This window comes from Streptomyces sp. MMG1533 (assembly GCF_001279775.1).
In the GTDB taxonomy this organism is placed as follows: Bacteria; Actinomycetota; Actinomycetes; order Streptomycetales; family Streptomycetaceae; genus Streptomyces.
Map to the genome: position 1 here is coordinate 1 of NZ_LGDG01000262.1, position 24688 is coordinate 24688.

19 protein-coding genes and 1 pseudogene are annotated in these 24688 nt (G+C 71.7%); 11 read left to right on the forward strand and 9 right to left on the reverse strand.

Translation table 11 applies throughout. The annotated features are described in order from the left end of the window. The 5 genes and pseudogenes from ADK57_RS39575 to ADK57_RS39595 all read right to left on the reverse strand — a co-directional run. Positions 1-777, reverse strand: a pseudogene (locus ADK57_RS39575) (hypothetical protein); the annotation flags it as partial. Beyond that, positions 774-5039, reverse strand: coding sequence for a DUF3367 domain-containing protein (locus ADK57_RS39580; RefSeq protein WP_053754560.1), 4266 nt, complete (start codon positions 5037-5039; stop codon positions 774-776). The pseudogene ADK57_RS39575 and the gene ADK57_RS39580, both read right to left, overlap by 4 nt. Next, positions 5036-5779 carry a class I SAM-dependent methyltransferase gene (locus ADK57_RS39585; RefSeq protein ID WP_234390553.1) on the reverse strand — a complete coding sequence of 248 codons (744 nt, stop codon included), beginning with the start codon at positions 5777-5779 and terminating at the stop codon, positions 5036-5038. The genes ADK57_RS39580 and ADK57_RS39585 overlap by 4 nt, the downstream gene beginning before the upstream one ends. Then, positions 5776-6930 (reverse strand): glycosyltransferase family 4 protein, encoded by a 1155-nt coding sequence (locus ADK57_RS39590; RefSeq protein ID WP_053754561.1) that lies wholly within the window; start codon positions 6928-6930, stop codon positions 5776-5778. The genes ADK57_RS39585 and ADK57_RS39590 overlap by 4 nt, the downstream gene beginning before the upstream one ends. Before the next feature lie 200 nt (positions 6931-7130). Then, positions 7131-8117 carry a DUF3068 domain-containing protein gene (locus ADK57_RS39595; protein WP_053754562.1) on the reverse strand — a complete coding sequence of 329 codons (987 nt, stop codon included), beginning with the start codon at positions 8115-8117 and terminating at the stop codon, positions 7131-7133. 189 nt (positions 8118-8306) lie between these two features. Here ADK57_RS39595 and ADK57_RS50695 point away from each other — a divergent pair, with 189 nt between their 5' ends. From ADK57_RS50695 to ADK57_RS39615, 5 genes are all read left to right on the forward strand, one after another. Beyond that, the gene (locus ADK57_RS50695) at positions 8307-8459 is read left to right on the forward strand and encodes a hypothetical protein (protein WP_199830782.1); all 153 of its coding nucleotides are present in this window, start codon (positions 8307-8309) and stop codon (positions 8457-8459) included. Between the two features lie 3 nt (positions 8460-8462). After that, positions 8463-9713 carry a PucR family transcriptional regulator gene (locus tag ADK57_RS39600; protein WP_053754563.1) on the forward strand — a complete coding sequence of 417 codons (1251 nt, stop codon included), beginning with the start codon at positions 8463-8465 and terminating at the stop codon, positions 9711-9713. A gap of 23 nt (positions 9714-9736) precedes the next feature. Beyond that, entirely contained in the window at positions 9737-9946 is a 210-nt protein-coding gene (locus ADK57_RS39605) for a hypothetical protein (protein WP_053754564.1), read from the forward strand. A gap of 131 nt (positions 9947-10077) precedes the next feature. Continuing rightward, a complete protein-coding gene (locus ADK57_RS39610) occupies positions 10078-10851 on the forward strand; it encodes an IclR family transcriptional regulator (protein ID WP_053754565.1) in 774 nt (257 codons plus the stop codon). Next, on the forward strand, positions 10848-11696 hold the full coding sequence (locus tag ADK57_RS39615; protein WP_053754566.1) for an SMP-30/gluconolactonase/LRE family protein: 849 nt from the start codon (positions 10848-10850) through the stop codon (positions 11694-11696). Before ADK57_RS39610 ends, ADK57_RS39615 begins: the two co-directional genes overlap by 4 nt. 114 nt (positions 11697-11810) lie before the next feature. Here the strand turns inward: ADK57_RS39615 and ADK57_RS39620 are convergent, their stop codons facing one another. The 3 genes from ADK57_RS39620 to ADK57_RS39630 are packed head-to-tail and all read right to left on the reverse strand — an operon-like array spanning position 11811 to position 15110. Continuing rightward, a complete protein-coding gene (locus tag ADK57_RS39620) occupies positions 11811-13214 on the reverse strand; it encodes an NAD(P)/FAD-dependent oxidoreductase (RefSeq protein WP_107091760.1) in 1404 nt (467 codons plus the stop codon). Next, positions 13207-14463 carry an MAB_1171c family putative transporter gene (locus ADK57_RS39625; RefSeq protein WP_053754599.1) on the reverse strand — a complete coding sequence of 419 codons (1257 nt, stop codon included), beginning with the start codon at positions 14461-14463 and terminating at the stop codon, positions 13207-13209. Before ADK57_RS39625 ends, ADK57_RS39620 begins: the two co-directional genes overlap by 8 nt. 38 nt (positions 14464-14501) lie before the next feature. Further along, positions 14502-15110, reverse strand: coding sequence for a toxin-antitoxin system, toxin component family protein (locus ADK57_RS39630; protein WP_199830783.1), 609 nt, complete (start codon positions 15108-15110; stop codon positions 14502-14504). Positions 15111-15359: 249 nt separating this feature from the next. Between ADK57_RS39630 and ADK57_RS39635 the strand changes: the two genes are divergently transcribed. From ADK57_RS39635 to ADK57_RS39655, 5 genes are all read left to right on the forward strand, one after another. Further along, on the forward strand, positions 15360-16709 hold the full coding sequence (locus ADK57_RS39635) for an extracellular solute-binding protein (RefSeq protein ID WP_053754567.1): 1350 nt from the start codon (positions 15360-15362) through the stop codon (positions 16707-16709). Next, on the forward strand, positions 16706-17647 hold the full coding sequence (locus ADK57_RS39640) for a carbohydrate ABC transporter permease (RefSeq protein WP_107091761.1): 942 nt from the start codon (positions 16706-16708) through the stop codon (positions 17645-17647). The genes ADK57_RS39635 and ADK57_RS39640 overlap by 4 nt, the downstream gene beginning before the upstream one ends. After that, a complete protein-coding gene (locus ADK57_RS39645) occupies positions 17644-18504 on the forward strand; it encodes a carbohydrate ABC transporter permease (protein ID WP_053754568.1) in 861 nt (286 codons plus the stop codon). Before ADK57_RS39640 ends, ADK57_RS39645 begins: the two co-directional genes overlap by 4 nt. A gap of 22 nt (positions 18505-18526) precedes the next feature. Next, positions 18527-19495, forward strand: a complete 969-nt coding sequence (locus ADK57_RS39650; protein ID WP_053754569.1) for an arabinan endo-1,5-alpha-L-arabinosidase — start codon at positions 18527-18529, stop codon at positions 19493-19495. 93 nt (positions 19496-19588) lie between these two features. Further along, entirely contained in the window at positions 19589-21100 is a 1512-nt protein-coding gene (locus tag ADK57_RS39655) for an alpha-N-arabinofuranosidase (protein WP_053754570.1), read from the forward strand. Between the two features lie 18 nt (positions 21101-21118). On the opposite strand, the gene ADK57_RS39660 is transcribed toward ADK57_RS39655, so the two are convergent. Further along, positions 21119-24136 carry a glycoside hydrolase family 35 protein gene (locus ADK57_RS39660; protein ID WP_053754571.1) on the reverse strand — a complete coding sequence of 1006 codons (3018 nt, stop codon included), beginning with the start codon at positions 24134-24136 and terminating at the stop codon, positions 21119-21121. Between the two features lie 82 nt (positions 24137-24218). On the opposite strand from ADK57_RS39660, the gene ADK57_RS39665 reads away from it, so the two are divergent. Continuing rightward, positions 24219-24677 (forward strand): RrF2 family transcriptional regulator, encoded by a 459-nt coding sequence (locus ADK57_RS39665; protein WP_053754572.1) that lies wholly within the window; start codon positions 24219-24221, stop codon positions 24675-24677. Positions 24678-24688: the final 11 nt, after the last annotated feature.

A 24688-nucleotide genomic window follows, 5' to 3' on the forward strand; every position in this document is an offset into this window, starting at 1 on the left:
GCGGAGGGGCGGGGCCGCGGGGGCGTTGTCCTTGCCGCCGTAGAGCTCCGCGGCGGTGGCGAGTACCCGGAGGCAGGCCGGGCCGTCGAGGGCGGTGTGGTTGATGGTGAGGAAGAGGACGGTGCCCGGCGGACGCCGGCCGGGGCTGCCGGCGGGGGGTGGGGGTGCCTGCCCGCGTTCGCGGGGTGCCGCCCTCTGCGGGTCGGGAGCCGCCCCGGCGGCACCACTGCCCGCGGCTGCGGCTGCGGCTGCGGTTGCGGTTGCGGATGCGGCTGTGGTTGTGGTTGTGGCTGGCCGCGTGGCGCTGCCTGCCGCTGCCGGGACGGGCGCCGATGCGGCGGCGCGGCTACCCGCAGCCGCGGCAGCCGCACCGACTGCGTCCGTCGCCTCGCTGCCTTCAGCCGGCCCCGCCCCTTCCACCACCTCCAACCGCACCGGCGGCGAAGCCGAAAGCGACGGCGCCTCCATCAGCGCCCTGGTCCGCGCATCCCGCAGCGCGTCCCTCCCCGGCGCCGGAAAGCTCACCACCTCCACGTCCGGATCCGCCGTCAGTTCCCACTCGTAGCGGCGTCGGTACCACCGGCCCCGCGCCTCCCGCATCAGGATGCGCGGGTGCCGGTGCAGCGCCTCCGTGAAGGCCTTCCGCAGGCGCGCCGGGTCCAGGTGCCCCGGCAGATGCACCTCGATGTGGACCGTCTCCGGCTCCTCCTCCTGGAGGCAGTGCCGGGCCACCTCGTCCACCACCGGGAACGGGATGCGCAGCGGTGTGCTGGTCATGCGGGTTCGCCCCTCCCCTTGTTCACTTCGACCGGGGGCAGTTGCCGCGTCGGAGCCTCGGACGCTGCCGGCGGCTCGGACCCTGCCGGTGCCTCGGACCCTGCCGGTGCCTCGGCCGCTGCCGGTGTTTCGGACGCCGCCGGTGTCCCGCTCAGGTCCCGCACGCTCACCAGCCCCGCGAACAGCCCGATCAGTGCCAGCAGTTGGGCCGCCGGGCCGAACGCCCCCTCCTCCGCGCCCACCGGCTCCCCGGCCCCCACCGCGGCCGCGATCCCCGCCCCCGCGAGGGCCACGAACGCGATCGGTACGAGGAGCGAGTGCCGTCGGTACGCGAGGAGGGCCAGCGCCGGGACCAGCAGCGCGAACCACCCGGCGATCACCGCGCCCACCAGCGTGAGCGCCACCGTGCCCAGCCACACGCCGGGCGGGGGCGGCAGCGGCTGCGGGTCGTCCGGGTTGGGGGCGTGCCGCCGCCACAGCACCAGGCCCAGCAGGGCGACCAGCGCCACCCCGCTGCCGATCAGCCCGGCGTCGTACGTCGTCGAGGGCTCGTAGGACAGCTTCACCGTGCCGCCGGCCCCCGCCGGGATCCGCCAGCCCTGCTGCCAGCCGTCCAGCCGCACCGACGACAGTTCCTTGCCGTTCAGGGTGGCCTTCCAGCCGTCGTTGTAGTTCTCGTAGGTCGTGAAGTAGGACGCCGCGCCCGAGCCGACGGTCACCGCGCGCCGGTCGCCGAGCCAGTCCCGTATCCGCAGATCGCGTGCGACCGGCGTGGGCTGCGTGACCGTGCCCCGGGTCAGTGTCACGTCGGTCAGCGTGAGCGGTCCCGCGTCGCCGCCCTCGACCCGGTGCGAGCCCGCCGACAGCTCCAACTCGCTGTTGTCGCGCCCCGACTGACAGGGCGTCACCTCGACCGGACGGCGCTCGGTGAGATCGCGCACCGTTCCCTTCACGCTCGTCTGGTACAGCTCCCCGTCCACCGCCAGCACCGGCCCCTTCCCACACGGCAGCGAGAAGGTGCGAGTCGCCTTCGGCTGGGGTGTGCGGTAGCGGTCGAGGGCCGGGATGTACGCCTCCGTGAGGCCGACCGGCAGTTGCAGGTCCTCGTCGGCGACCGGGTTGTGCAGGGTCATCGGGGCGGCCTTGGTGATGGTGATGTCGAGGCGGTCCGTGGTGATCGGCGGGAAGCGGACCCAGCCGTTCTCGTCGACGCCGGCGATCACCGCGCCGTCGGGGGAGCTGATGTCGACCTCGGCGGGACGGGCGGACAGGCCGCCCGCGGCGGGCAGCACGATCTCGCCGACCGGCTGCTTGTCGGGCCAGCGCAGGTGGATGGTCGGGCGGTCGCCCGCGATCCACGCCGTGGTCAGGTCGCCGTCGGTGAGGTTGCGCGCCGACAGGCCCGCGCCGAGCGCGGCCGTGGAATCGGCGGTCGCCGTGATGCGGCCCGCCTGGTCGGGGGCGATCTCGTACAGCATCCGGTCGAGTTCCTCGCCGGTCACCGGGACCGCGCTCGCCTTCACGTCGTACGTCCCCGCCGTCGCCGTGGCGAAGCGGCGGTGCAGACCCGCCTCCGTGCCCGTCGGGGAGAATCCGGCCGGGTCGGCGGTGCGGTGCAGGGAGACGACCTCGGCGGAGGCGTCCGTGTTCCCGGCGTCGGTGGGGAGCCGGAGCAGGCGGGTCACCTGGACGTCCGGCAGGTCGATCTCGGAGAAGCCCGCGCCCGCGAGGCCGGTCCGCCGGGCCACCGAGTCGATGATCGTCAGTTTCATCCAGCTCGTCGAGCCCTCGGGCGCCTTGACGCTCTGCGTCGAACCGTCGGGCCGGAGGAAGCTGGTCACCGACCCGTTCTCCGTCTCCACCCGCACCCGCGTCGCCGCCGACCGCACGGTCTCCTGCGGCAACGGCGTGACCTTGAAGGACGACGGCATGTCGTGCTTGCCGGTGAAGCCGATCCGCAGCCACTGCCCGTTCGGCGAGCCCGCCACGCCCTCCGCCCACGCCGTGTCCGGGTTGCCGTCGAAGGCGTTCACCGGGTCGAACTGGGGGAGGTGGAAGAGCCAGTTGCCGTACGAGGACGCCGTGACCGTGCGGGCGCCGCGCAGTTCGGCCACCGTCTGGTGGTCCTGGCCGGTCGTCGGCAGGATCTGGTGCGGCTTGTCACCGGCGTCCTGGGCGGCACCGGACGCGTTGCGCTCGTCGCGGGTGTACGTGTACGACGTGTTCGCGTTGATCAGGCCGAAGCGGGTGTCGGCGCGGCGCAGTCCGTCGCCGACCACCTGGAGCGGCGGGGTGCCGAGGCCGGGATGGTTGTCGCCGGTCAGGACGGTGGCCCGGCCCCGCAGCTCGGTCGCCAGCGGCAGCAGCGCCTCCGGCCCGCCGGAGACGACCGCCGTGTCGGCGACCGGCGTCAGCCCGGCCTGCCCGGGCCGCCGCACGTCCTCGCTCGCCGGACGGTAGATCTCCACCGCCCGCTGCCTCGGATACAGCCCCTCCACCTGGAGCGGGGTGTCGGGCTGGATCTTGCCGCCCGTCATGAGCGGGCCGAGGCCCGTCACCCGCTGGTAGCCGGACTGCTCCAGGGTCCGCTTCACCGTCGAGGTCGGCACGTTGCCGATCTGGTCGGGGTCTAGGTCGTTGCGGACGACGACGTAGTAGACGCCGGCCCGGCTCAAGTAGTCGGCGAGGCCCGGGACTTCACCCCCGGTCAGCAGCGCCTCCTCCACCGCGTCCATGGCGCGCCGGTTGCCGGGGGTGCCGAAGGGGACGTAATCGCGCTGCGCCCAGCGGGACTCCGCGAGCACGTCGAGGGGCTGGTCGATGGGGGAGCCCCAGGTGTAGATGCCGTGCGCGGTCGCGGGGACGACCATGGCGCGCGAGTCGGGCGAGTACTTCTCCAGCCAGTCGGCCGTGGACTGCCAGTACTTGGGGAGCTCCTGGAAGGAACCGGGATTCAGGATCGAGCCGTTGAGGTAGGGCCACATCAGGCCGGGCAGGATCAGCACCGCCGCGATCAGCGGGGCGAAACGGCGGCCCCGCACCTCGCGTGCGCCGCGCGACTCGGCCGCCACGCCCACCAGGTGGGCGAGGCCCAGGACCAGGGCGAGGGCGAGGCCCGCCTGGAACTTGTAGATGTTACGGAAGGGCGCGAGCCCGCCGTTCAGCCAGTCCTGCACCGTCTCGTGGAAGGGCGCCCCGAACGGGCCGCCGTACCCGGCGAGCAGCACCAGCGCCGCCGCCAGCACGGTCAGCACCAGCCAGCGCCGCTCCGGCATGTCCCGCCGGGCCAGCCCCGCGAGCCCCAGCCCGGCCGCGAACGCCGAGCAGAGGATCACGACCACCGCGGACGCCACCGTCCAGCCCGCGGGCAGCCAGGCGTCGACCAGGTGCAGATAGGCGACCCAGTTGCCGGCGCCGCGCAGTGCCTCCGTCGCCGACATGGTCTCTGTCGTGGTCTGCGAACTCTCCACGTACGGAAGGAAGTTCTCGCCGTAGGTGCCGAGCAGGAGGAGTGGGATCCACCACCAGGCCGTCGCCAGGATCACGCCCGGCACCCACCAGGCGATCAGCTTGCGCTGCCTGGGGCCGGGCGGGCGGGAGAGGAGGTAGAGGCCGGCCGGGAGCAGGGCCGCGAGGGTCGAGGACGCGTTGACTCCCCCCATGAAGGGGACGATCAGTACCGAGCGCAGGGCCGCGATCCGGGCGCTGTAGCGCTCGTCGGCGAGCGGGAGCAGGACCCAGGGCAGGAACGCGCCGGGCAGCGCGGCGGCCGACGTGGAGCCGACCACGATCGTGAACACCGGCCACAGCGCGTAGGCCACCGCGGCGAGCAGCCGGGACGCGCCGCCGCCGATGCGCAGCCGCTCGGCGAGCCGCAGGGCACCCCAGAAGGCCACCGACACGACCAGCGACAGCCACAGCCGTTCCACCAGCCACACCGGCAGCTGCACGGCGTGGCCCAGCCAGTAGAACGGCAGCATCGGCCACACATAGCCGACGTACTGGTCCGCGATCCCGCCGAACGAGCCCTGGTCGTGCCACAACTGGCCCAGGTCGGAGAGGAACCGGCCCGGGTCGGTGGTGACACCGAGCTTGGTGTCGAAGGTCTGGCGGCCGGGATGCACCGCCATCAGCAGCACGAACACCACGGCCCAGAACCCCAGCAGCCAACGCCGTGACCTCGGGCCCTCAGGCGGGCCCGACATGATCGCGGTGGTGGGGACGGCCGCCGGAGGGGGGGCCTGGACCGTGGACGTCGTCATGGTGGACACCGCCGGAGGATGAGGAGGAGGTTCCAGGTGGCCACCTCGCGGATCCCGGGAGCTCTGACCACGGTCTCCGCGAGGAACGGCCAGTAGCGGGAGCGCGCCGAGACGACCCTGACGTCGTCACGGGCGCGCACCTGCCGCAGGGTCGGGCCGATGTGCACGGCGAACAGGTTCTCGCCGAGGGTGTGCTTGGCGGCCTTTCCGGTACGGCGCCGGTAGCGGGCGCGGGCCCGCTCGGCACCCAGGTAGTGCCAGGGCGCCCACTCGTGACCGCCCCACGGGGACAGCCAGTTGGTGAACGACACGTAGATCAGTCCGTCGGGCCGGGTCACCCGCACCAGTTCGCTGATGAAGGTCTGCGGATCGGCCACGTGCTCGAGGACGTTGGAGGAGAAGGTGACGTCCGCGACCCCGTCGTACAGCGGCAGCAGATAGCCGTCGGCGATCACCGTCCCCTCGGGCGGCTTCTCACCCAGCTCCCGTACGTCCGGCTCGAAGAGGTGGGCCTGGGCGCCGCGTCTGCGGAACTCCGCGGTGAAGTGGCCGCTGCCGCCGCCGACGTCCACGACCGTGCGGCCGGCGACCGGACCGTCGTAGGCCTCCACCTGGTCGACGGCGTCCCGGGCGAGCAGCGAGTAACAGGATTCCGGGTCGTCCTGCTCGTGCAGGAAGGCACGGAAGAGGGCCAGGGAACGGCGTATCGAGGGGTCCTTCAGACCCGGTGCCCCGGTCACGGGGGCCAGCTCCGCACCGCCTCGGCGGCCACCGCGCGGAACTGCCTGACCGTGCGGTGCCAGCGGTAGCGGGCCGCGCGGTCGCGGGCCGCCTTGCCCATGAGCTCGCGGTGGTGGTGGGACAGGGCGAGCGTGCACCAGGCCGCCGCGAAGGACGACTCGCCGTGGGCGAGGACGCCCGTCTCGCCGTCCACGACCGAGTCGCGCAGGCCGGGGACGTCGAAGGCGATGGAGGGGGTCTGCCTGGCGGCGGCCTCCGTGACCACCAGGCCCCACCCCTCCACCGCGGAGGGGTGCAGCAGCAGCCAGGCCTCGCACAGCAGGCGGTGCTTCTCGGCTTCGGAGACATGCCCGGTGAACTCCACGCCGGGACCGGCGAGTTGCTCCAGACGCTGCCGCTCCGGCCCGTCGCCGACGATCACCAGCCGGCCGCCGGTGACCGGCCGCACCCGCTCCCACAGTCTCAGCAGCAGATCGATCCGCTTGTACTCGACGAGCCGGCCCACCGCGACGAACAGCGGCTCGGGCGAGCGGTCGGCCCGCGGGCCCGGCTCCTCCACGCCGTTGTGCACGACCCGGATGCGATCGCGGTCGACGCCGATCCCGCGCAGGGCGTGGGCCGTCGAGGGGGAGACGGCGACCAGCAGGCCCCGGTGCTGGGCGGCACCGGCCAGGGCCCAGTGCTCGAGTCTTCGGCCGATGCGCGCGGCCGGGGCCAGTGCGCCGCCGAACCGCATCTTCCACAGGTCGGTGTGCACGTGGTTGACCAGGCACAGCGTGGGGCCGCGGTGCCAGAGGGGTGCCAGGTACGGCATGCCGTTGCAGACCTCGACCAGCAGGTCGCAGTCGCCGACCTGACGGGCGAAGGCCGAGCGGGCGCGCAGGTAGTGGCCGAACTCGCCGCCCGCCGACACGACCCGGTAGTCCCGGTAGGCGGCGGGACCGCCGCACAGCAGGGTCACCTGGTGACCCAGCCGGGTCAGGCCGTCGGCGAGCCGGTCGACCAGCAGCTCGGAGCCGCCGGCGGCCGGGTTGTCCAGATCTCGATGGGCGAGGAAAACGATTCGGCGCGGCGGTGGGGGGAGCGCCGAAGGGTGCTGCGACGCCCGGGGGAACGGGGCGCGCAGCGGGGATGGCACGTGCTGGGGCATGGGTGCTCCAACTCGTCTCAGGGTGCGGAACTCAGCGTGGGGGAAGAGGGTTTTCGGTTCCTGTGGGGGATCTGGGTGCTTGTTGCGAGGTGGGTGTGGACGGACTGTGTTCGGGGTGGGGTGGACAGTTTTCGCCCCGCCGTTCGTCACGGCTACTCACGGAAGTGACAATTTCCGGCTTTGTTAGAGCTGACGTCACGTCATATCGTGAGAGGAACCCTGGGCGTATCGGATGTTTCCTCTGATTCGGGGCGCTTGCGTCCCCGTGCCACCAAAACGCCCCCCACGACCGCCAGCACGAATCCGGCCACAGCCGCCCCGATCGGCAACGTCCTGCCCACCGCGCGCAGTTGACCGCTGTCCCGCTCGGCCTGCCGCACCGCCTCCCGCTGCGTCGCGGTGGTGAACGCGATCTTCCGGCTGTCCAGCAGGACCGCCGCGTCCTCGTCCGCGCCGGGCGCCCGAAGCGTCCGCCGCGGGCCCGTCTGCGCGTAGATCACGCGGCCGGTGGCCTGGTCGACGACGAGTTCGACGCCGTGGTTGGAGTACCACTCCTCGGCCAGCACCTGCGGCCGGTCGGGCTGGTCGACGATGCTGCCCGGCACCAGCCGGGAGCCGACCTTCGACGGCGGGACGGTGCCGGTGAACCGGTAACCCGTGTACCCCTGGACCTTCTTCGTACCCCGGTAGTTCAACGTGACCGTCGAACCAAGGGAGTTGTCCCACCAGCGGTAGGAGCGCTTCTGCACGTCGAAGGGGAACTTCAGATAGGCCTCGCCCTCGATGTACGGGGTCTCTCGGCAGCAGTGCACCGGCTCGGTGGTCTTCCGGTCCATCACCCAGCGGTGCGGTACGAAGTCCAGCGCGTCGTGCGGGTCGGCGGCCGGCAGCGACTTGTCCGTGTCGACCGTGGTCGTCACGTCCCACACGGCGGCGCCGCTGCGCTCGCTGTCCGCGACGTTGCCGCGCACCCGCTGGGTGACGGTGATCCGCTGGTCGGGCACGGTCTCGACACGCTCGGTGTCGAAGACGCTGCCCGTGCCGCGGTAGACGGCGGTGGTGTCGATGTCGATGGGATTCACGGCGGCCCGGGGCTCCACGTACCAGGCGAGCAGGGGCGCCAGGACCAGCAGAAACGTGCCAAGTCCCAGCAGAATCAAAGAGAGAGATGAGGCTGTACGGCGCATCCGGGCACTCCTGGGGCGTGGGATGACGGAGTTCGGGCCGCTCTATGGGCCGGGAACCGTAGGCGCCTCTTCACGGAGTGTCAATCTCTTGACGGACCGCGACGGCTTGTCGACACTGGGCCTCACAGGCAGGGTGGGACGCCGGGGTGGGACCTCCGGATCGAGCCGGACAGAGAGGCTGACCCTGCGATGTCCAGACTGCTTGCCGCCGCCCTCGCCGTGGCGCTCGGCGCCGCCCTCGCCGTGGGCGCGGCACTCGGCGTCGTCGCGCTGCTCGAAGCGACGCCCGACCAGCCCAACTCCCCCTTGATCACGTACGAGCAAACGGGCCAGGGGAGTTGACCCGTGACGCCTCGCCCGGCAACCGTCACCACCCGCTCGGCCTGGCAGGACGTGCCCCGCCCCAAGGTCCGCCGGTTCGCGGCCATCGCCATGGCGGAGGCGCCCGCGCTCGCCGAGGAGATCCTGCGCGAGATCCGCCGCGAGTACCCGCATCTGCCCGAGGTCCTCGACGAGTCGGGCGAACCGATGGCCCTGATCGGCATCCGCCGGGCCATCGAGGTCTTCGTCCAGCACCTGGAGCACTCCCAGCACTCCGAGGGCCGCCCGACCGTACCGCCCGGCGTCTTCCAGGAGTTCGGCCGCGGCGAGGGCCTGGGCGGCCGCAGCCTGGACTCGCTCCAGGCGATCTACCGCATGGGCGTACGGCTGGCCTGGCGCCGTTTCGCGGAGATCGGCCAGCGCGTGGAGATCCCGCCGCCGGCGATGTACGAGCTGGTGGACGCGGGCTACGAGTACCTGGACGGCCTCGTAGACCAGTCCGTACGGGGCTACGCGGAGGCGGCGGCACGGCAGGCCGGGGAGCGCCTCAGGCTCCAGCGCCGTCTGATGGAACTGCTGCTCGCCGAACACCACCGAGGCGACCCCGCCGACGCCCTCACCGAACGCGCCGCCCGCATCGGCTGGCCGCTGCCCGGCAAGGTCGCGGTGGGCGTACTGCTGCGCCCGGCGCGGGAGGCGGTGGCGCCCGCGGTGGGGCAGGGGGTCCTGCTCGACATGGAGTACGAGCAGCCCCGCATGGTCGTCCCGGAGCCGGCCGCCGCCGGCCGCCCGGAACTGCTGCACCGGGCCCTGACGGGATGGGCGGGGGCGATCGGCCCGCCGGTCCCGCTCGCCGACGCGGCGAAGTCGCTGCGCTGGGCCGAGGCGGCCGTACGCCTGATGGAACGCGATCTGCTCCCGGTGGGCGGCGTCCTCTACTGCACCGAGCACACCGAGGCCCTCGTCCTCCTCCAGCCCGAGGAACTCATCGACGACCTCGCCCTTCGCTGCCTCGCCCCGCTGACCCACTGTGGCCCCACCCACGGCCGACGACTCGCGGAGACGTTACTGGCGTGGCTGGAGACCAGGGGCGGGGCCCCGGAGGTCGCGGCACGGCTGGGGGTCCACCCGCAGACGGTGAGGTACCGGCTCCGGCAGATCAGGGAGCTGTGGGGCGCCGAGATCGACGACCCGGACCGCCGCTTCGAGCTGGAACTGGTGCTGCGGGCGCAGCGGCTGCGCGGGACGCTGGGGGAGATGCGGGAGCGGGGGTGAGCCGTGGGCGTACGCTGCACGGCATGTCCACGGAAGCCGGCCCCGCCGACCCCGCCTGCCCGGACTGCGACGGGCCGCTGACCAGCGGCGGCATGCTCCTGGCCCGCCGGGAGGAGGACTCCCGCCGGGTCTGCCGCGTGGTCCTGCGCTGCGCCGGGCGGCACGTCTGGTGGCGGTGGTCCGACCGCCCGGAGGGCGCGCTGGAGCGGTGCCCGTATCCGCAGCTGTTCTGAAACGATCAGGGGTGCCGATCACGCACGCCCATTGCCCGGGCAAAGGCATGTGACTAGCCTGTGTTCGTCATGCCGATCGTCTGTTGAAATTTCGAACACAGGCGCCTTAGACGCAAGGGAGGGGGCCGGTCGTGGGACGTCTTGTACCTGCGGTGACCCGGGCTCTCGACATTCTTGAGCTCTTCCTCGACGGGGACGGCACGCTGTCCGCCCCCGACATAGTGCGCAGGCTGCAGCTGCCACGCACCACCGTGCACGAGCTGGTCACCACGCTCGCCGCCCGGCAGTACATCGTCCAGGTGTCCGGTCAGCCCGGACGCTACCGGCTGGGGGTGCGGCCGTACCAGCTGGGCAGCCGGTACGCCGAGCAGCTCGACCTCGCCGCCGAGGGCCAGCACGTGGCCCGCTCGGTCGCCGAGACCTGCGACGAGACCGTGCACGTGGCCATCCTGGAGGGCACCGACGTCATCTACATCGCCAAGGTGGACTCCACGCACGCCGTGCGCATGGTCTCCGCGGCGGGCCGGCGCCTGCCCGCCCACTGCACCTCCGTCGGCAAGATGCTGCTGGCCTCGCTCCCCGAGCACGAGCTCACCGCGCGCATCCCGGACGACGCGGACCTGCTCGCGATGACGCCCAACAGCATCACCGACCCGGACGCCCTGCGCCAGGCCCTGACCGGGATCCGGGCGCGCGGGATCGCCGTGGAGAGACAGGAGTCGAACCCGGACGTCTCCTGCGTGGCCGCGCCGGTCCGCGACCGCACCGGCCGGGTCGTCGCCGCGCTGTCCATCTCGGTGCCGATGATCCGCTGGAGCGACGACCGCCGTATCGAGCTGGAACAGCTCGCCGCGAAGGGCGCCGCCGAACTGTCCGAGCGGCTCGGCCACCGGAGCGTGGCATGACGTACGCGTACGAGGTGGCGGTCCGGGCGGAGGCCACCCTCGGCGAGGGCCCGACATGGGACGCGGCGGCCGGCCGGCTCGTCTGGATCGACATCCTGGGCTCCCGGATCAACACCTACGACCCGGTGTCCGGCCGTCGCACCTCCCGCACCACCGACCAGCACGTGGGCGCGGTCAAACCGCGCGCGGGCGGCGGGCTCGTCCTCAACCTGCGCGACGGGGTGGCGCTGCTGGACGAGGACGGCACCTTCCGCTGGCTGCGCCACGAGCCGGTCCCCGGCCGCCGCGCCAACGACGCCGCCGTCGCACCCGACGGCTCCCTGTGGGCCGGCACCATGCGCTACGACGAGGCGCCCGGCGGCGGCACACTGTCCCGGATCACCGGCGAGGGCACGGCCGAGGTCGTCCTCGACGACGTGGCGGTGAGCAACGGCACGGGCTGGAGCCCCGACGGCCGGCTGATGTACTACATAGACTCGCCGACCCGCCGCGTCGACGTCTTCGACTTCACGGACGGCCGGGCGCTGAACCGGCGCCCGCTGGTGGAGATCGAGGAGGGCGCCGGCTTCCCCGACGGCCTCACGGTCGACGCCGACGGCTGTGTGTGGGTCGCGCTGTGGGACGGCGGGGCGGTGCGTCGCTACACGCCGGACGGCGGACTGGACCGCGTGATCGAGTTGCCCACACCGAGGGTGACGGCCTGTGCCTTCGGCGGCGCCGATCTGACCGACCTGTACATCACGACAGCCCGCGTGGGCCTGTCCGCGCCGCATCCGGTGGCGGGGTCGCTGCTGGTCGTGCGGGGCGCGGGGAAGGGGCTGCAGCAACCGGCGTTCGAAGGCTGAGGCCGGTCGGCGCCAGGGGGTGGGTCGCGCAGCCCGGCGCTGAGGGGGTGCCGCGCCTCTTCGGGTCGGGAGCCGCCCGCCCCAGCGGCACGACTGCCCGCAGCTCGACGGGCGTCACTTAAGCCCCGCCGCCTTTCGCTCCAGCTCTGTCAACGGCGGTCCGCTCAGCGCAGGCTTGAGCGGACCGGCCGCCGCCGCCAACAACACCGACGGCGTCAGCAGCACCGCCGCACCCCGCTCCAACGACGTCACGTCGGTCACCCGGCGGGCGATACGGCCGTTGCCCGTGGCCGTGTACATGAGCCGGCCGACGTACGCGGCCAGGAGCCGGTCCCTGAGCGTGGGGCCGTGCTCCGTCGCACCGGGATAGAACACGTCCTGGCCTATGGCGAGGTCCCAGGCCGCGCCGGCCGGCCGGGCCACCGCCTTCTGGATCCGACGCGACAGTCCCGGCGCACCCCAGCCCTGACGCCGTATCACGTCCCGCAGGATCAGGGCGCTCTGGGCGCCGACCGCGAGGCCGTGGCCGTAGAGCGGGTTGAACGCGGCGAGAGCGTCGCCGAGGACGGTGAAGTTCTCGGGCCAGGCCGGCATCCGCTCGTAGAAGTAACGGCGGTTGAGGGTCGTGCGGGTGACCGAGACGTCGGACAACGGCTCGGCCTGCTCCAGCAGTTCGCCGATCACCGGATGCCGCAGCTCCTCGCGGGCGAACCGCACGAAGTCCTCGCTCGCGGCGGAGGGTTCGCCGCCGGGGGTGCCGTTCAGGGTGACGATCCACCGGCCGTCCTCGATGGGCAGCAGGAAACCCGCCCGGGCCGGGACCCCGTCCCGCGGATCGGGCTGCACGTTGACGACCGGGTAGCCGTCCCGGGCCTGCTCGGGGGCGAGGTAGAGGCGGCTGGCGTACACCAGCCCCGAGTCGACCTCGCGCCGCTCCGCCTCGGGCAGCCCGAGGGCCGTCAGCCACCGGGAGGCCCCGGAGCCGCGGCCGGTGGCGTCGACGACCATGGCAGCCTCGATGACACGTTCGCCCTCGTCGCGCACCCGCACGCGCACCCCGGTGACCGCGTCCGCCGTCCCTTCGAGCCCCGACACCTCCGCCTTGTCGACCAGTTGGATCCGCTCGTCCGCGAGGACCCGCGCGCGGATCGTCGCGTCCAGCAGGTCCCGGCCGGCCAGGATCACGTGGTGGGACTCGGGCCAGCGCCGGAACCAGCCCCGCGGGCCCATGACGACCATGTCCGTCGTCACCGGCGCCCGGCGCGCCCCGGCCTCCCGGAGCACCCGGGTGACTCCCGGCAGCAGCTCCTCCACGGCCCGTACGCCGCCCGACCAGAGCATGTGGGCGTGCCGCGCCTGCGGCAGGCCCTTGCGGGGCCCGGGGCCTTCGGGCAGTACGTCGCGTTCGACGACGACGACCCGGTCGGCGAACTCCGCCAGTGCGCGCGCCGCGAGCATGCCCGTGTGGGAGCCCCCCAGGACGACGGCGGTTCTGGCGGGGGTGGGCGGTTCAGTCATGCGCGGACACGCTCTCTGCCGGGGCGGCGGCGCGGGCGCGCACCGCCTTGATGTCGTCGGGGCGGCGAAGGGCTTCGGAGACGGCCTGGATCTCCCGCAGCAGATACGTGGTGTCCGGCTCCGCTGACCGCTCCTCGGAGCCGGCCTCCGGGGCCCCCTCCGCGGACCGCTGTGGTCCGGCGGCGGCGTCCAGGATCGTCACGGCGGCGGCGAGGGCCTGCGCCTGGCCGCGCTCGAAGCCGAGGGCGACGGCGGCGTCGTAGGACCGTGCGCGCAGGTCCTCGTCGAGGTGCCGGGACAGATGGAGCAGCCCGTCGCGGATGAACGTCTCGCGGCGGATCAGGCGCAGTTCCGCGGTGGCGCGCAGCGTGAACGGCTCGCGGCCGCCCGTGGCGGTCCGCATCAGCAGGTAGAGGGGCCGCAGCCGCCGGTGGCGGACCCGGACGCGCCAGCGTTCCTGCAGGTACTGCCCGGCGTGCGGGACGATGAAGCCGATCGCGACCAGGGTGGCGGCGACACAGGCGGCCGACGGCGCCAGGTTGGTGGACAGCCAGTCGAGGTCGTGGCCGGTCCAGCGGGCGACGATGGCGGTGAGCTTGAACACGGCGAAGAACAGGTTCGTCGTGAAGCCGATACCCAGGAGCCTCAGCCCCCAGCGCAGCCAGGCGTCCAGGCCGTCGGTGCGGATCCAGTTCCAGACGAGCCGGGCCGTGACCGTGGAGGCCACGGTGTGCGCGATCAGGTAGAGCACGATCTGCTCGCGCATGAACGGCGTGTTGGCGTAGTACGTGTCCAGGTCCCGCAGCCGCTCCACCGGGGTGTCGGCGAGCGCGAAGAGCACCCACAGGGCGACGATCACCCCCGCGTAGACGGAGACGACCCACCGGGTGGCGCGGCGCGTGCGGTCCGCACGGTCGGTGAGGCCGTTGCGCCAGGTGATGATCAGCAGCAGCCAGGACGCGCAGAGCGTGGTCAGCAGGGAGTACACCCAGGGCGACGAGATGTTCGGGACGCCGGTGACCCGGTTGGTCCAGGCGATGGTGCCCGGGGCCGCGAAGACGAACACCGCGCAGGCGAAGAGCAGCAGGCCGCCGACGGCGCGCAGCAGCGGGTCCCGCCACATCCTGACGATGCTGGGCAGCTTGATCGCCAGGGCGGCGGTCAGGACCGCGGTCGGGAGCCAGAAGGAGATGTGCAGGTCGTTGAGGAGGCCGGCCGAGTCCAGGGCGAGGGCCGCCGGACCCGCCACCAGGTGGGGGGAACCGCCCACTGGTGCGAAGGCGGTGATCACCGCGCCGTACCTCCGCGTCCGCGGTAGCCCATGGACCGCTGCACCGGGTCGAGGGGCGCGCTCGTGTCCGCGTCGCGGGAGAGCAGGGGCCGAAAGACGGCGGCCAGGCGGTGGCCGAAGTCGTCGGCCTCGGCCTCGTCCTGTTCCCGCGAGCCGTCACGGGCGGCCACGGTCAGCGCCACGTTCTTCCAGCCGGGCCGGTCGGTCAGGGCGTGCGCCGCCGCCGTACCCGCCGCGTGGTGGTGGGTGTGCGCGGCGTGCATGTGCCACAACTCGTGGCCGAGGATGACCAGTTGCTGCACGGCCTCGGCCCGCTCCTCGACGATGACGAGGTCGAAGTCCTGGAACTCCACCCACAGGCCGGTCACTTCGATCTCGTCGGGGAACCGCTCGAAGCGCAGTTCGAGGGGCCGCCCGCCGCGGCGGGCGCTCATCTCCTCGCACAGCGCCGCGCACAACTCGCGGATGCCGGCCGGGGGACGGGGTCTGGCACGCAGGGCGGTGGCGAGATCGGCCGCCAGGCCCCGCATCGTGGCGCCGCGCCGCGGACTCCGCAGCGCCGCGGCGATCCGGGACGCAGTCCTCCGCGCGCCCGCGATGTCCATCGTTCCCCCTTCTCACCGCCGTTCGGCGGCTCGTTCGAGATTACGCGCCCGGAAGTGTCCGCGTCATGCGATCCCGCGACCGTGGTTCAACCGGGAACGATCGCTTTTCGAAAGCCTTGCGGCCTCTTTTCGGTCCGGTTTTCGGTGCGGTCCATTTCTGCCCGAACCATTGACGCGCAAGCGCTTCGAACTTACGGTCCCGTTCGAAGTTACGGGCATCATTCGGCATATCGAACAGTTAGGGCAGGAATGGGACAACCTGGCCTCAACCGCAGGCAATTACTGGCCGCGGCGGGCGGCCTCACGGTCGCGGGCAGCTTCGGCTTCGCCGCACTCGGGACCGGCGCCGACGCGCTCGCATCCGGTTCACAGACCCGCGTGCGCTACTGGAACCTCTTCAGCGGCGGCGACGGCTACAACATGATCGCGATGCTGGACGCCTTCCGTGAAGAGAACCCCGGCATCGACGTGAAGGACTCCACCCTCCAGTGGGGCAGCCCCTTCTACACCAAGCTGGCCATGGCGGCGGCGGGCAACCGCGCACCGGACCTCGGCGTCATGCACCTTGGCCGGGTGACCGGCTTCTCGCCCGGCCGCCTCCTGGACCCCTGGGACGTCGACCTGCTGGCCAAGTACGGCGTGCGGGAGGCGGACTTCAACCCGGAGCTGTGGAAGCGCGCGGTCATCGACGGCAAGCTGTACGCCCTCCCGCTCGACATCCACGTCCAGCTCTGCTTCTACCGCAAGGACGTGCTGAAGAAGGCGGGCCTGCTCGGCGACGACGGCCGGATGGTCCCGGTCACCTCCACCGAGGAGTGGTTCGACGTGCTGAAGGAGGCGAAGAAGGCCACGAAGAAGGGGCTGCAGACCCTCGGTCTGCACGCCAACGACCAGAACTTCATGTGGTGGTTCTTCGTCGCCTTCTACACCCAGCTCGGCGGCACGTACTTCAACGACGCCAAGACCGAGGTCACCTTCGACACCGACAAGGCCGTCCAGGTCCTGGAGTTCCTGCGGCGGCACGTCACCGACGGATACTGCGTCGCGGGCGCCGCCGACGGCGAGCAGTTCATCAACGGCGCTCCCTTCACCTGGGAGGGCAACTGGTCGGTGCCGGTCTTCTCCGGCGCGAAGCTCGACTACGGCGCGACCCCGCTGCCGCCCGTCTTCGGCAAGCAGGCCACGCACGCCGAGTCGCACTCCTTCGTGCTACCGCACCAGTCCGACCGTGGCGGCGCCACCGACGACGGCGCGCACCGGCTCGCCGCCTACGTCGTCAAGCACGCCCGGCAGTGGGCGGCAGGGGGCCACATCCCCGCCTACACGCCGACCCTGTCCACGGCCGCCTACAAGAAGCTGAGCCCGCAGAACGAGTACGTCTCGGCGATGGACCACCAGGCCACCGAGCCGAAGGTGTGGTTCGCGGGCTCCACCGGCATCCTCGCCCAGCGCGTCGGCCCGATCGTCGTCTCCTCGACGATGGGCTCCGCAAAGCCGGAGGCCGCCGCCCGCCGGATGAAGGGCACACTCACCCAACTGCTCGCCATGAAGAACCCCATGGACGGCAAGACCGCCGCGCAAGGAGGTACGGCCGCATGATGGCGACCAGCGCCCAGACCGTGATCGCACCGGCGCGGGGGAAGGTCGCCGCACGGAGTGCCACGCTCCGCCGCAAACAGGGCTTCCAGCACGGCGGCTGGTTCGTCGCCCCGTTCCTGGCGCTGTTCGCGCTGTTCGTGGTCTGGCCGCTGCTGCGCGGCCTCTACCTCAGTTTCACGGACGCCAACATCTCCGGCGACGGCGCGAACTTCATCGGCCTCGACAACTACCGCGAGGCCCTCAAGGACCCCCTGATGTGGGACTCGCTCGGCCACAGCGCGTACTTCACGCTCCTGGTCGTGCCCTGCATCACGGTCCTCGCCTTTCTCCTCGCGATGCTCGCCCACCACATCGAGCGCGCCAAGTGGCTGTGGCGGCTGTGCTTCTTCGCCCCGTTCCTGCTGCCGTCGACCGTCGCCGCCAACCTGTGGCAGTGGCTGTTCAACCCCGGCACCGGGATGATCAACCACGTCTTCGGCGTCGAGACGCCCTGGCTCACCGACAAGTCGTACGCCATGCTCGCCGTCGTCATCTGCACCCTGTGGTGGACGGTCGGCTTCAGCTTCCTGCTCTACCTCGCCGCCCTCCAGGGCATCCCCGCGCACCTCTACGAGGCCGCCAAGCTGGACGGCGCGAACGCCTGGCACCGCATGGTCCACATCACGCTGCCGATGATGCGCCACATCACCGGCCTCGTCATCGCCCTGCAGATCCTCGCCTCGCTCCAGGTCTTCGACCAGGCCGTCGTGATGATGGACTTCACCCCCGGCCCCGAGGAATCGACCAGGACGTTCGTGCAGTACACCCTCGAAGAGGGCTTCACCAGCTACCGCGTGGGCTACGCCTCCGCGATCTCCATCATCTTCTTCGTGATCATCGCGGCCGTCGCCCTCGCACGGATGTGGCTGCTGCGCAACCGTGAGGAGAGCGGCCGATGACCACCGCCGCACCGATACGCGTCAAGCCCCGCAAGTCCTGGACACCCAGCCAGATCGTGCTCACCCTCCTCGGCGCCGCCGTCTCCGCGGTGTTCCTCGCGCCGCTCGCCTGGGCCCTGTTCACCTCCCTCAAGTCCGAGACCGAGGCCGTCGAGGTGCCGCCGCACTGGCTGCCGAAGGTGTGGACGGGTCAGGCCTGGAAGGCCATCTTCGAGACCGGCAACATCACCAACTGGTTCGTGAACTCGCTGGTGGTCTCGGTGTGCGTGACGGCCGTCGTGCTGTTCGTGAGCGCGCTCGCCGGATACGGCTTCGCCCGCACCGAGTTCCGCGGCAAGGGCGCCCTGATGGGCCTCGTCATGACCGGCCTGATGGTCTCGCCCGCCGTGCTCGGCGTGCCGCTGTTCACCACCGTCCAGCAGATGGGGATGGTCGACACCTACTGGGGCATGATCCTGCCGCAGTGCGCGCCTGCCGCGATGGTCTACATCCTCTACAAGTTCTTCCAGGGCATCCCGCGCGAGTTGGAGGAGGCGGCCTTCATCGACGGCGCCGGCCGCTGGCGCGTCTTCTTCACCATCGTGCTCCCGCTGTCCCGCCCCTCCCTCGCGGCGGTCGGCATCTTCACCTTCATCGCCTCCTGGAACAACTTCCTGTGGCCGTACATGGTGACCAACAACCCCGACCTGATGACCATGCCGAACGGCATCGCCACCGTGATGAACTCCTACGGCATCCAGTGGGCCCAGCTCATGGCGGGCGGCCTCATGGCAGGCCTGCCGCTGATCATCGTCTTCGTCTTCTTCCAGCGCCAGATCGTGGCGGGTGTCGCGCACACCGGCCTCGCCGGCCAGTAACTCCCCCGAAGGAGCTACACAGTTGAAGCGCCACAGACTCGCGGTGATCGTCGCCGCAGCCCTCCTCGCCCTGCTGCCCACCACGGCCTCGGCGACCGCCGCCTACCCCGACCCCCAGCCCGTCACCGGCCAGCAGATCATCCACGACCCGACCGTCATCCGTCTCAAGTCCGGCGGCTACGTGGCCTACTCGACCGGCGGAGTGATCGGCGCCCGCACATCGAAGGACCGCGTCCGGTGGGACGACGCCGGCAACGCCTTCGCCGAGCCGCCGAGCTGGTGGTACGAGTACAACGACACCGGCGACCCGTGGGCCCCCGACATCTCGTATCGAGCGGGCCGGTACTGGCTCTACTACGCTGTCTCCTCCTGGGGCACCAACCACTCCGCGATCGGCGCCGCCACCTCCCCGACCGGCCTTCCCGGCACCTGGACCGACCACGGCAAGGTGTTCACCTCCGAGACGACCGACACCTGGAACGCCATCGATCCCGCGCTCATCAGGGCGGACGGCAGGTTGTGGATGACCTTCGGCTCGTACTGGACGGGCATCCGGATGGTGGAGCTGGACCCGCGGACCGGCAAGGCGGTCGAGGGCACCACGGTTCACCACCTGGCGACGCGCCCGGACGCGCCATACGCGGTGGAAGGCCCGTACGTCGTCAAACACGGCCGCCACTACTACCTCTTCGCGTCCTACGACGCCTGTTGCGCCGGGGTGAACTCGACGTACAAGATCAGGGTGGCCAGGTCGACCTCGGTGACGGGCCCGTACGTCGACAGCAAGGGCACACCGATGCTGGCGGGCGGCGGCGACCTGCTGCTGGCCGGGCACGGCAGGTACATCGGCACGGGAGGCCAGTCGGTGTTCCAGGACCGGGGCCGGGACTGGCTGGCGTACCACTACTACGACGCAGAGGACAACGGCACACCGAAGCTGGGGCTGAACAGACTGCGCTGGAAAGCCAACGGCTGGCCAGTCGTCCTCTAGGGGCGCGGGGCTGCATCTATGTGCTGCTCCGCCGCACGGGCGCGACCGGCCACGAATCACCCGCAGACGAAACCGAACCCCCGAAAGGAAAGCATGAGCACCGCCCGCTTCACCCTCGACCCCGCCTTCACCATCGGCGAGGTCAACCCCCGCCTCTTCGGATCCTTCGTCGAACACCTCGGCCGCTGCGTCTACACCGGCATCTTCGAACCCGGCCACCCCTGCGCGGACGAGGACGGAATCCGCACGGACGTCCTGGACCTGGTCCGCGAACTCGGCGCGACAGCCATCCGCTACCCGGGCGGCAACTTCGTCTCCGGCTACAAGTGGGAGGACTCGGTGGGCCCCGCCGAGGACCGCCCCCGCCGCCTCGACCTCGCCTGGCGCTCCACCGAGACCAACCGCTTCGGCCTCTCCGAGTACATCGCCTTCCTGAAGAAGGTCGGCCCCCAAGCCGAGCCCATGATGGCCCTCAACCTCGGCACCCGGGGCGTCGCCGAGGCCCTCGAACTCCAGGAGTACGCCAACCACCCCGCAGGCACGGCCCTGTCCGACCTCCGTGCCGCGCACGGCGACAAGGACCCCCTCGGCATCAACCTCTGGTGCCTGGGCAACGAGATGGACGGCCCCTGGCAGACCGGCCACAAGACGGCCCAGGAGTACGGCCGGATCGCCGCCGAGACCGCCCGCGCGATGCGCCAGATCGACCCGAACGTCGAACTCGTCGCCTGCGGCTCCTCCAGCCAGTCCATGCCGACCTTCGCCGAGTGGGAGGCGACGGTCCTGGCGGAGACGTACGACCTCGTCGACTACATCTCCCTGCACGCCTACTACCAGCCCGAGGACGGTGACATCGACTCCTTCCTGGCCTCCGCCGTCGACATGGAGTCCTTCATCGAGAACGTGGTCGCCACCTGTGATCACGTGGGCGCCAGGCTGAAGTCCAAGAAGAAGATCAACCTCTCCTTCGACGAGTGGAACGTCTGGTACATCTCGGAGTGGCACGAGATCGAGAACTCCGGCGCGCGGGACTGGGCGGAGGCCCCCCGCCTCCTTGAGGACAACTACAGCGTCACCGACGCCGTCGTCTTCGGCTCCCTCCTCATCGCCCTGCTCCGGCACGCCGACCGCGTCACCGTCGCCTGCCTCGCCCAGCTCGTCAACGTCATCGCCCCGATCATGACCGAGCCGGGCGGCCCGGCCTGGCGCCAGACGACGTTCTTCCCGTTCGCGCAGGCCTCGAAGTACGGCCGCGGCCGGGTCCTCGACGTCCGGGTCGACTCACCGACGTACGAGACGAAGAAGTACGGCGAGGCCGACCTGCTGCACGCCACCGCCGTGCGCGCCGAGGACGGCACGGTCACCGTCTTCGCGGTCAACCGCAGCCGGTCCGACGCGCTGCCGCTCGAAGTCGCCCTGAACGGCCTCGACCTGACCTCGGTCGTCGAGCACAGCGCCCTCGCGGACGCCGACCCGGACGCCCGCAACACCCTCACCGACCCCGAGCGGGTCGCCCCGCACGCGGTCGAGGGCACGGCCCTGACGGACGGCACCCTGAGCGCCGTACTGGAGCCGCTGTCCTGGAACGTGATCCGGCTGGCGTAGGGCTCGCAGGACCCGCGGTCAGCGGCCGGGGGAGTCCACCGGTGTCACCGGCACTCCTCCGGCCGCCGCGCCCAGCAGGGTCAGGCGTACGTCCCGCAGGCCCGACGGTGTGGTCCCGTCGGACAGGACCGCCAGCGCGAGTGTGTTGGTGCCACGTGTGCGCAGGATCCCGTTCGGCAGGACGAAGGTGTGCTGCGGGCCCACGTCGTTGACGTACTGGCCCATGTTCCAGCCGTTGAGGAAGATCTGGACGCGGTAGGCGCGGTCCGGGTCGTCGTCGAGGGTGAGCCCGATCGAGGCGTCGGTCCCGGCGTCGACGGCCAGCCGGAAGGTCTTCCGGTACCAGGTGACGCCCTGGCCGTGGTCGGCGTGCGGGAGGTCCACCGTCCTCCACTCGCCGTCCGCGAAGCCCGGCAGGTGCCAGCCCTCCCGCTCCCCGAACAGCCCGCCGTTGTTCAGCGGCCCGCGCACGGGGTCGGGCTCGGCCGCGCCCTGCAGCCGCCAACTCACCTTCGGCTCCGGCGAGGCTCCCTTGAAGGTGACCGCCGTCAGACCGCGGGCCGCCTTGTGCGCGTCGTCCGCCCCGCCGTCCTGGTCGTGCTGCATCCGCCGGACGAGGACGGACAGGACGTGCGGGTCACCGTCCCCCTCACCGTCCCCCGCGCGCAGCGCCTCGCGAAGCCTCTCGGACAGGTCGAAGGTGGCGGTGTCCGCCCAACTGCCCTGACCCACCGTGCCGCTGTCCGGCACCGGCATCCGGTGCGTGCCCAGGGCCGTCCCGTCCAGCCACGCCATCAGCAGGCCCTGCGTGCCCGTGCTGTAGGCGAGGGAGACCGATTCGACGCCGGCCGCGTCCGTGAAGCGCCCCCGGTACCAGACGTCGCCGTAGTGGAAGCCGTAGTCGTCCGCGAAGAGGACGGGGTGCCCCTTCGGCACGGGCGTGATGCTGTACGACGTCTTCCTGTCGGCGGGCGTCCACGCCGAGTCGTCGAAGCCGGGCTCGGACTCCGGGTCCTCCGCACGCCGCCGCCAGCCGGAGTCCAGCGCGGGCAGCGTCACCGGGCCCACGCCGGGCAGCAGCCGCTCGGCCAGCAGGCTGCCGGTGACGCTGAGCCTGGTGCGCACCGGCCGCCCGTTCCAGGTGACTTCACCGACACCCCGTGGAGCCCACACCTCCAGGCCGGTCTCGTCGGTCGTGTCGCCGGTCACGTGCACCGTGCCGTCGCGCACGGTCACCTCGCGCACCAGCGCGGGGCCGTACACCAGCACCGTGCCCGACGGGGTGTCGAACGGCCACATCCGCAGGGCGGTCGCGTCGTCGGCGAAGAGCAGCAGCAGCGGCCGCTCGGACCCGGCGGCCTCGACCCTGACCCGGGTCAGTCCGCCCACGCCGAGCGGCGCGTTCACCCGCAGCAGACCGCGGTCGTAGTTCCACGCGGCCTCGGCGTCCAGCCGCGTCGCCTCCACGTCCTGTGGGCTCTCGACCGCGATCTGCGCCATGTCGCCGTGCCGCCCCGCGAAGAGGGCGATGTCCTGCCGCCCCGCGGTGAGGCAGAACATGTGCTGCACGGTGGAGTACTTCAACTTCCGCCGCCCAAGGGCCAGTTCAGCGGTCAGCAGCAGTGCGTCCCGGGCCGGCACGGTGAACGGCACCGGGATCCCGGCGTCCGGCATGGTCGAGGAGATGTCCTCGTCGGTGTCGTTGCGCACGACGTAGACATGGGAGCCGGTGTCCGGATTGGTGAGGTGGTACACCTTCAGCCGGCCGTCCGTCGCCTTCACCGCCGCCGCCCGGTCCAGCTTCGCGAAGTCCGGTACGCGTTGCAGCAGATGCCCGAGCTGGTGCATGGGCGCCAGCTTGCCGGTGGCGCCCCGCCCCTCGTCGAAGGCCGCCCCGTAGTCGTACGACGTGTAGACGACCGGCGCGGGCAGCCAGCCCCACGAGGTGCCGCCGAAGGTCATGTAGACGTTGTTCAGCGTGATGCCGTTGGCCAGGTTGGTGAGGTGGAAACGCCGCTCGTAGGCCGCGTCCCGGGTCCGCCGCGCCTCCTCGTACCCCTTCCCTCGGAAGGTGGCACCGCCCCAGGAGTCGAACCACCCCCCGCCGGACTCGGGGACGAACCCGGGCGTCCGTGGACTGGCCGTGGCCCCGCCCTTGCGGCCGCCGATCCCGAAGTGCCCCCAGTCCGGCGGCACTTGGGCGGGATCGGGGTACCCGTCGAAGCCGTACAGCCAACGCCCCTTCTCGCCCCCGGTGTCGAACGAGCCGGGGATCCAGCGACCGTTCCGGCCCTTGTCGTTGTGGAACAGCGGTACGTCGATCCCGTCGGCCCGCACCTTCCTGTACAGGTGGGACATGTAGTCCCGCCCGGTCGCGTCGGCGTCTGCGCCGACGAAGGAGTCGTACTCGTTCTCGATCTGGTAGAGCAGGACCGTGCCCGTGCCCTTGGTGAACTGGTGCCGGGCGGCGATCGCGTTCACCTCGGTCAGCCACTCGTCGACGTACTTCAGATACGTCGGGTCCGAGGTGCGGGCCCGGCCCCCGGTCGCCGTGAGCCAGCCGGGGAAGCCGCCGCCGTCGACCTCGGCGTTGATGTACGGCCCCGGGCGCAGGATGACGTACAGGCCGGTCTCGGCGGCCGTCCGCAGGAACAGGTCGAGGTCGCGGACGCCCGTGAAGTCGTACGCGCCGGGCGCGGGGGAGTGGTAGTTCCAGGCGACGTACACGCTGACCGCGTTGTGGCCGTGCGCGCGCATCTTCTGCAGGACGTCCCGCCACAGCGAGGGGCTCGGCAGCCGGAAGGGATGCATCTCGCCCGACCACAGGACCAGCCGCCGCCCGTCGATGATCAGCGAGTACCGGTCGAAGCCGACCGAGTGCAGGCGGCCGTCGGCGGTGGGCGGGCTCGGCGGAGGGCCCGTGGGCACGCCGCGGGACGTGCGGGCGTTCGTCGCGAAGCCGCCGCTGCCGGTCAGCGCGAGGCCGAGCGCCGTGGTGCCGGCGAGGGCGCTGAAAGTACGTCTGCTGAGCCCCAAGGGAGCGCCTCCTGTTGTGCTGATCGTCCGCGACCGAGGGTGCTGGGTCATTCTGTACGGTCGGACGCCGCACAATTGTCGTATGAGGATCTCTGCGCGGGCGGACTACGCGGTACGGGCGGTGCTGGAGCTCGCCGTACGACAGGACGGCGGGCCGGTGAAGGCGGAGGCCATCGCAGCCGTCCAGGGCATCCCGCACAAGTTCCTGGAGGGCATTCTCGGCGACCTGCGGCGCGGCGGGATCGTCGACAGCCGGCGTGGCGGGGGCGGCGGCTACCGGCTCGCCCGCGAGGCCACCGCGATCACGGTCGCCGACGTCATCCGCGCAGTCGACGGGCCCATCGTGTCCGTGCGCGGCGAGCGGCCCACCGGCCTCGCGTACACCGGATCGGCCCAGCCGCTGCTGCCGCTGTGGATCGCGCTGCGCGCCAACGTCCGCAAGATCCTGGAGGGCGTCACCGTCGCCGACATCGCGGCGGACGCCCTGCCCGAGCCGGTACAGGCGCTGGCGGCGGAACCGGCGGCCTGGGAGAACCCCTGAGCCTGTGAGTG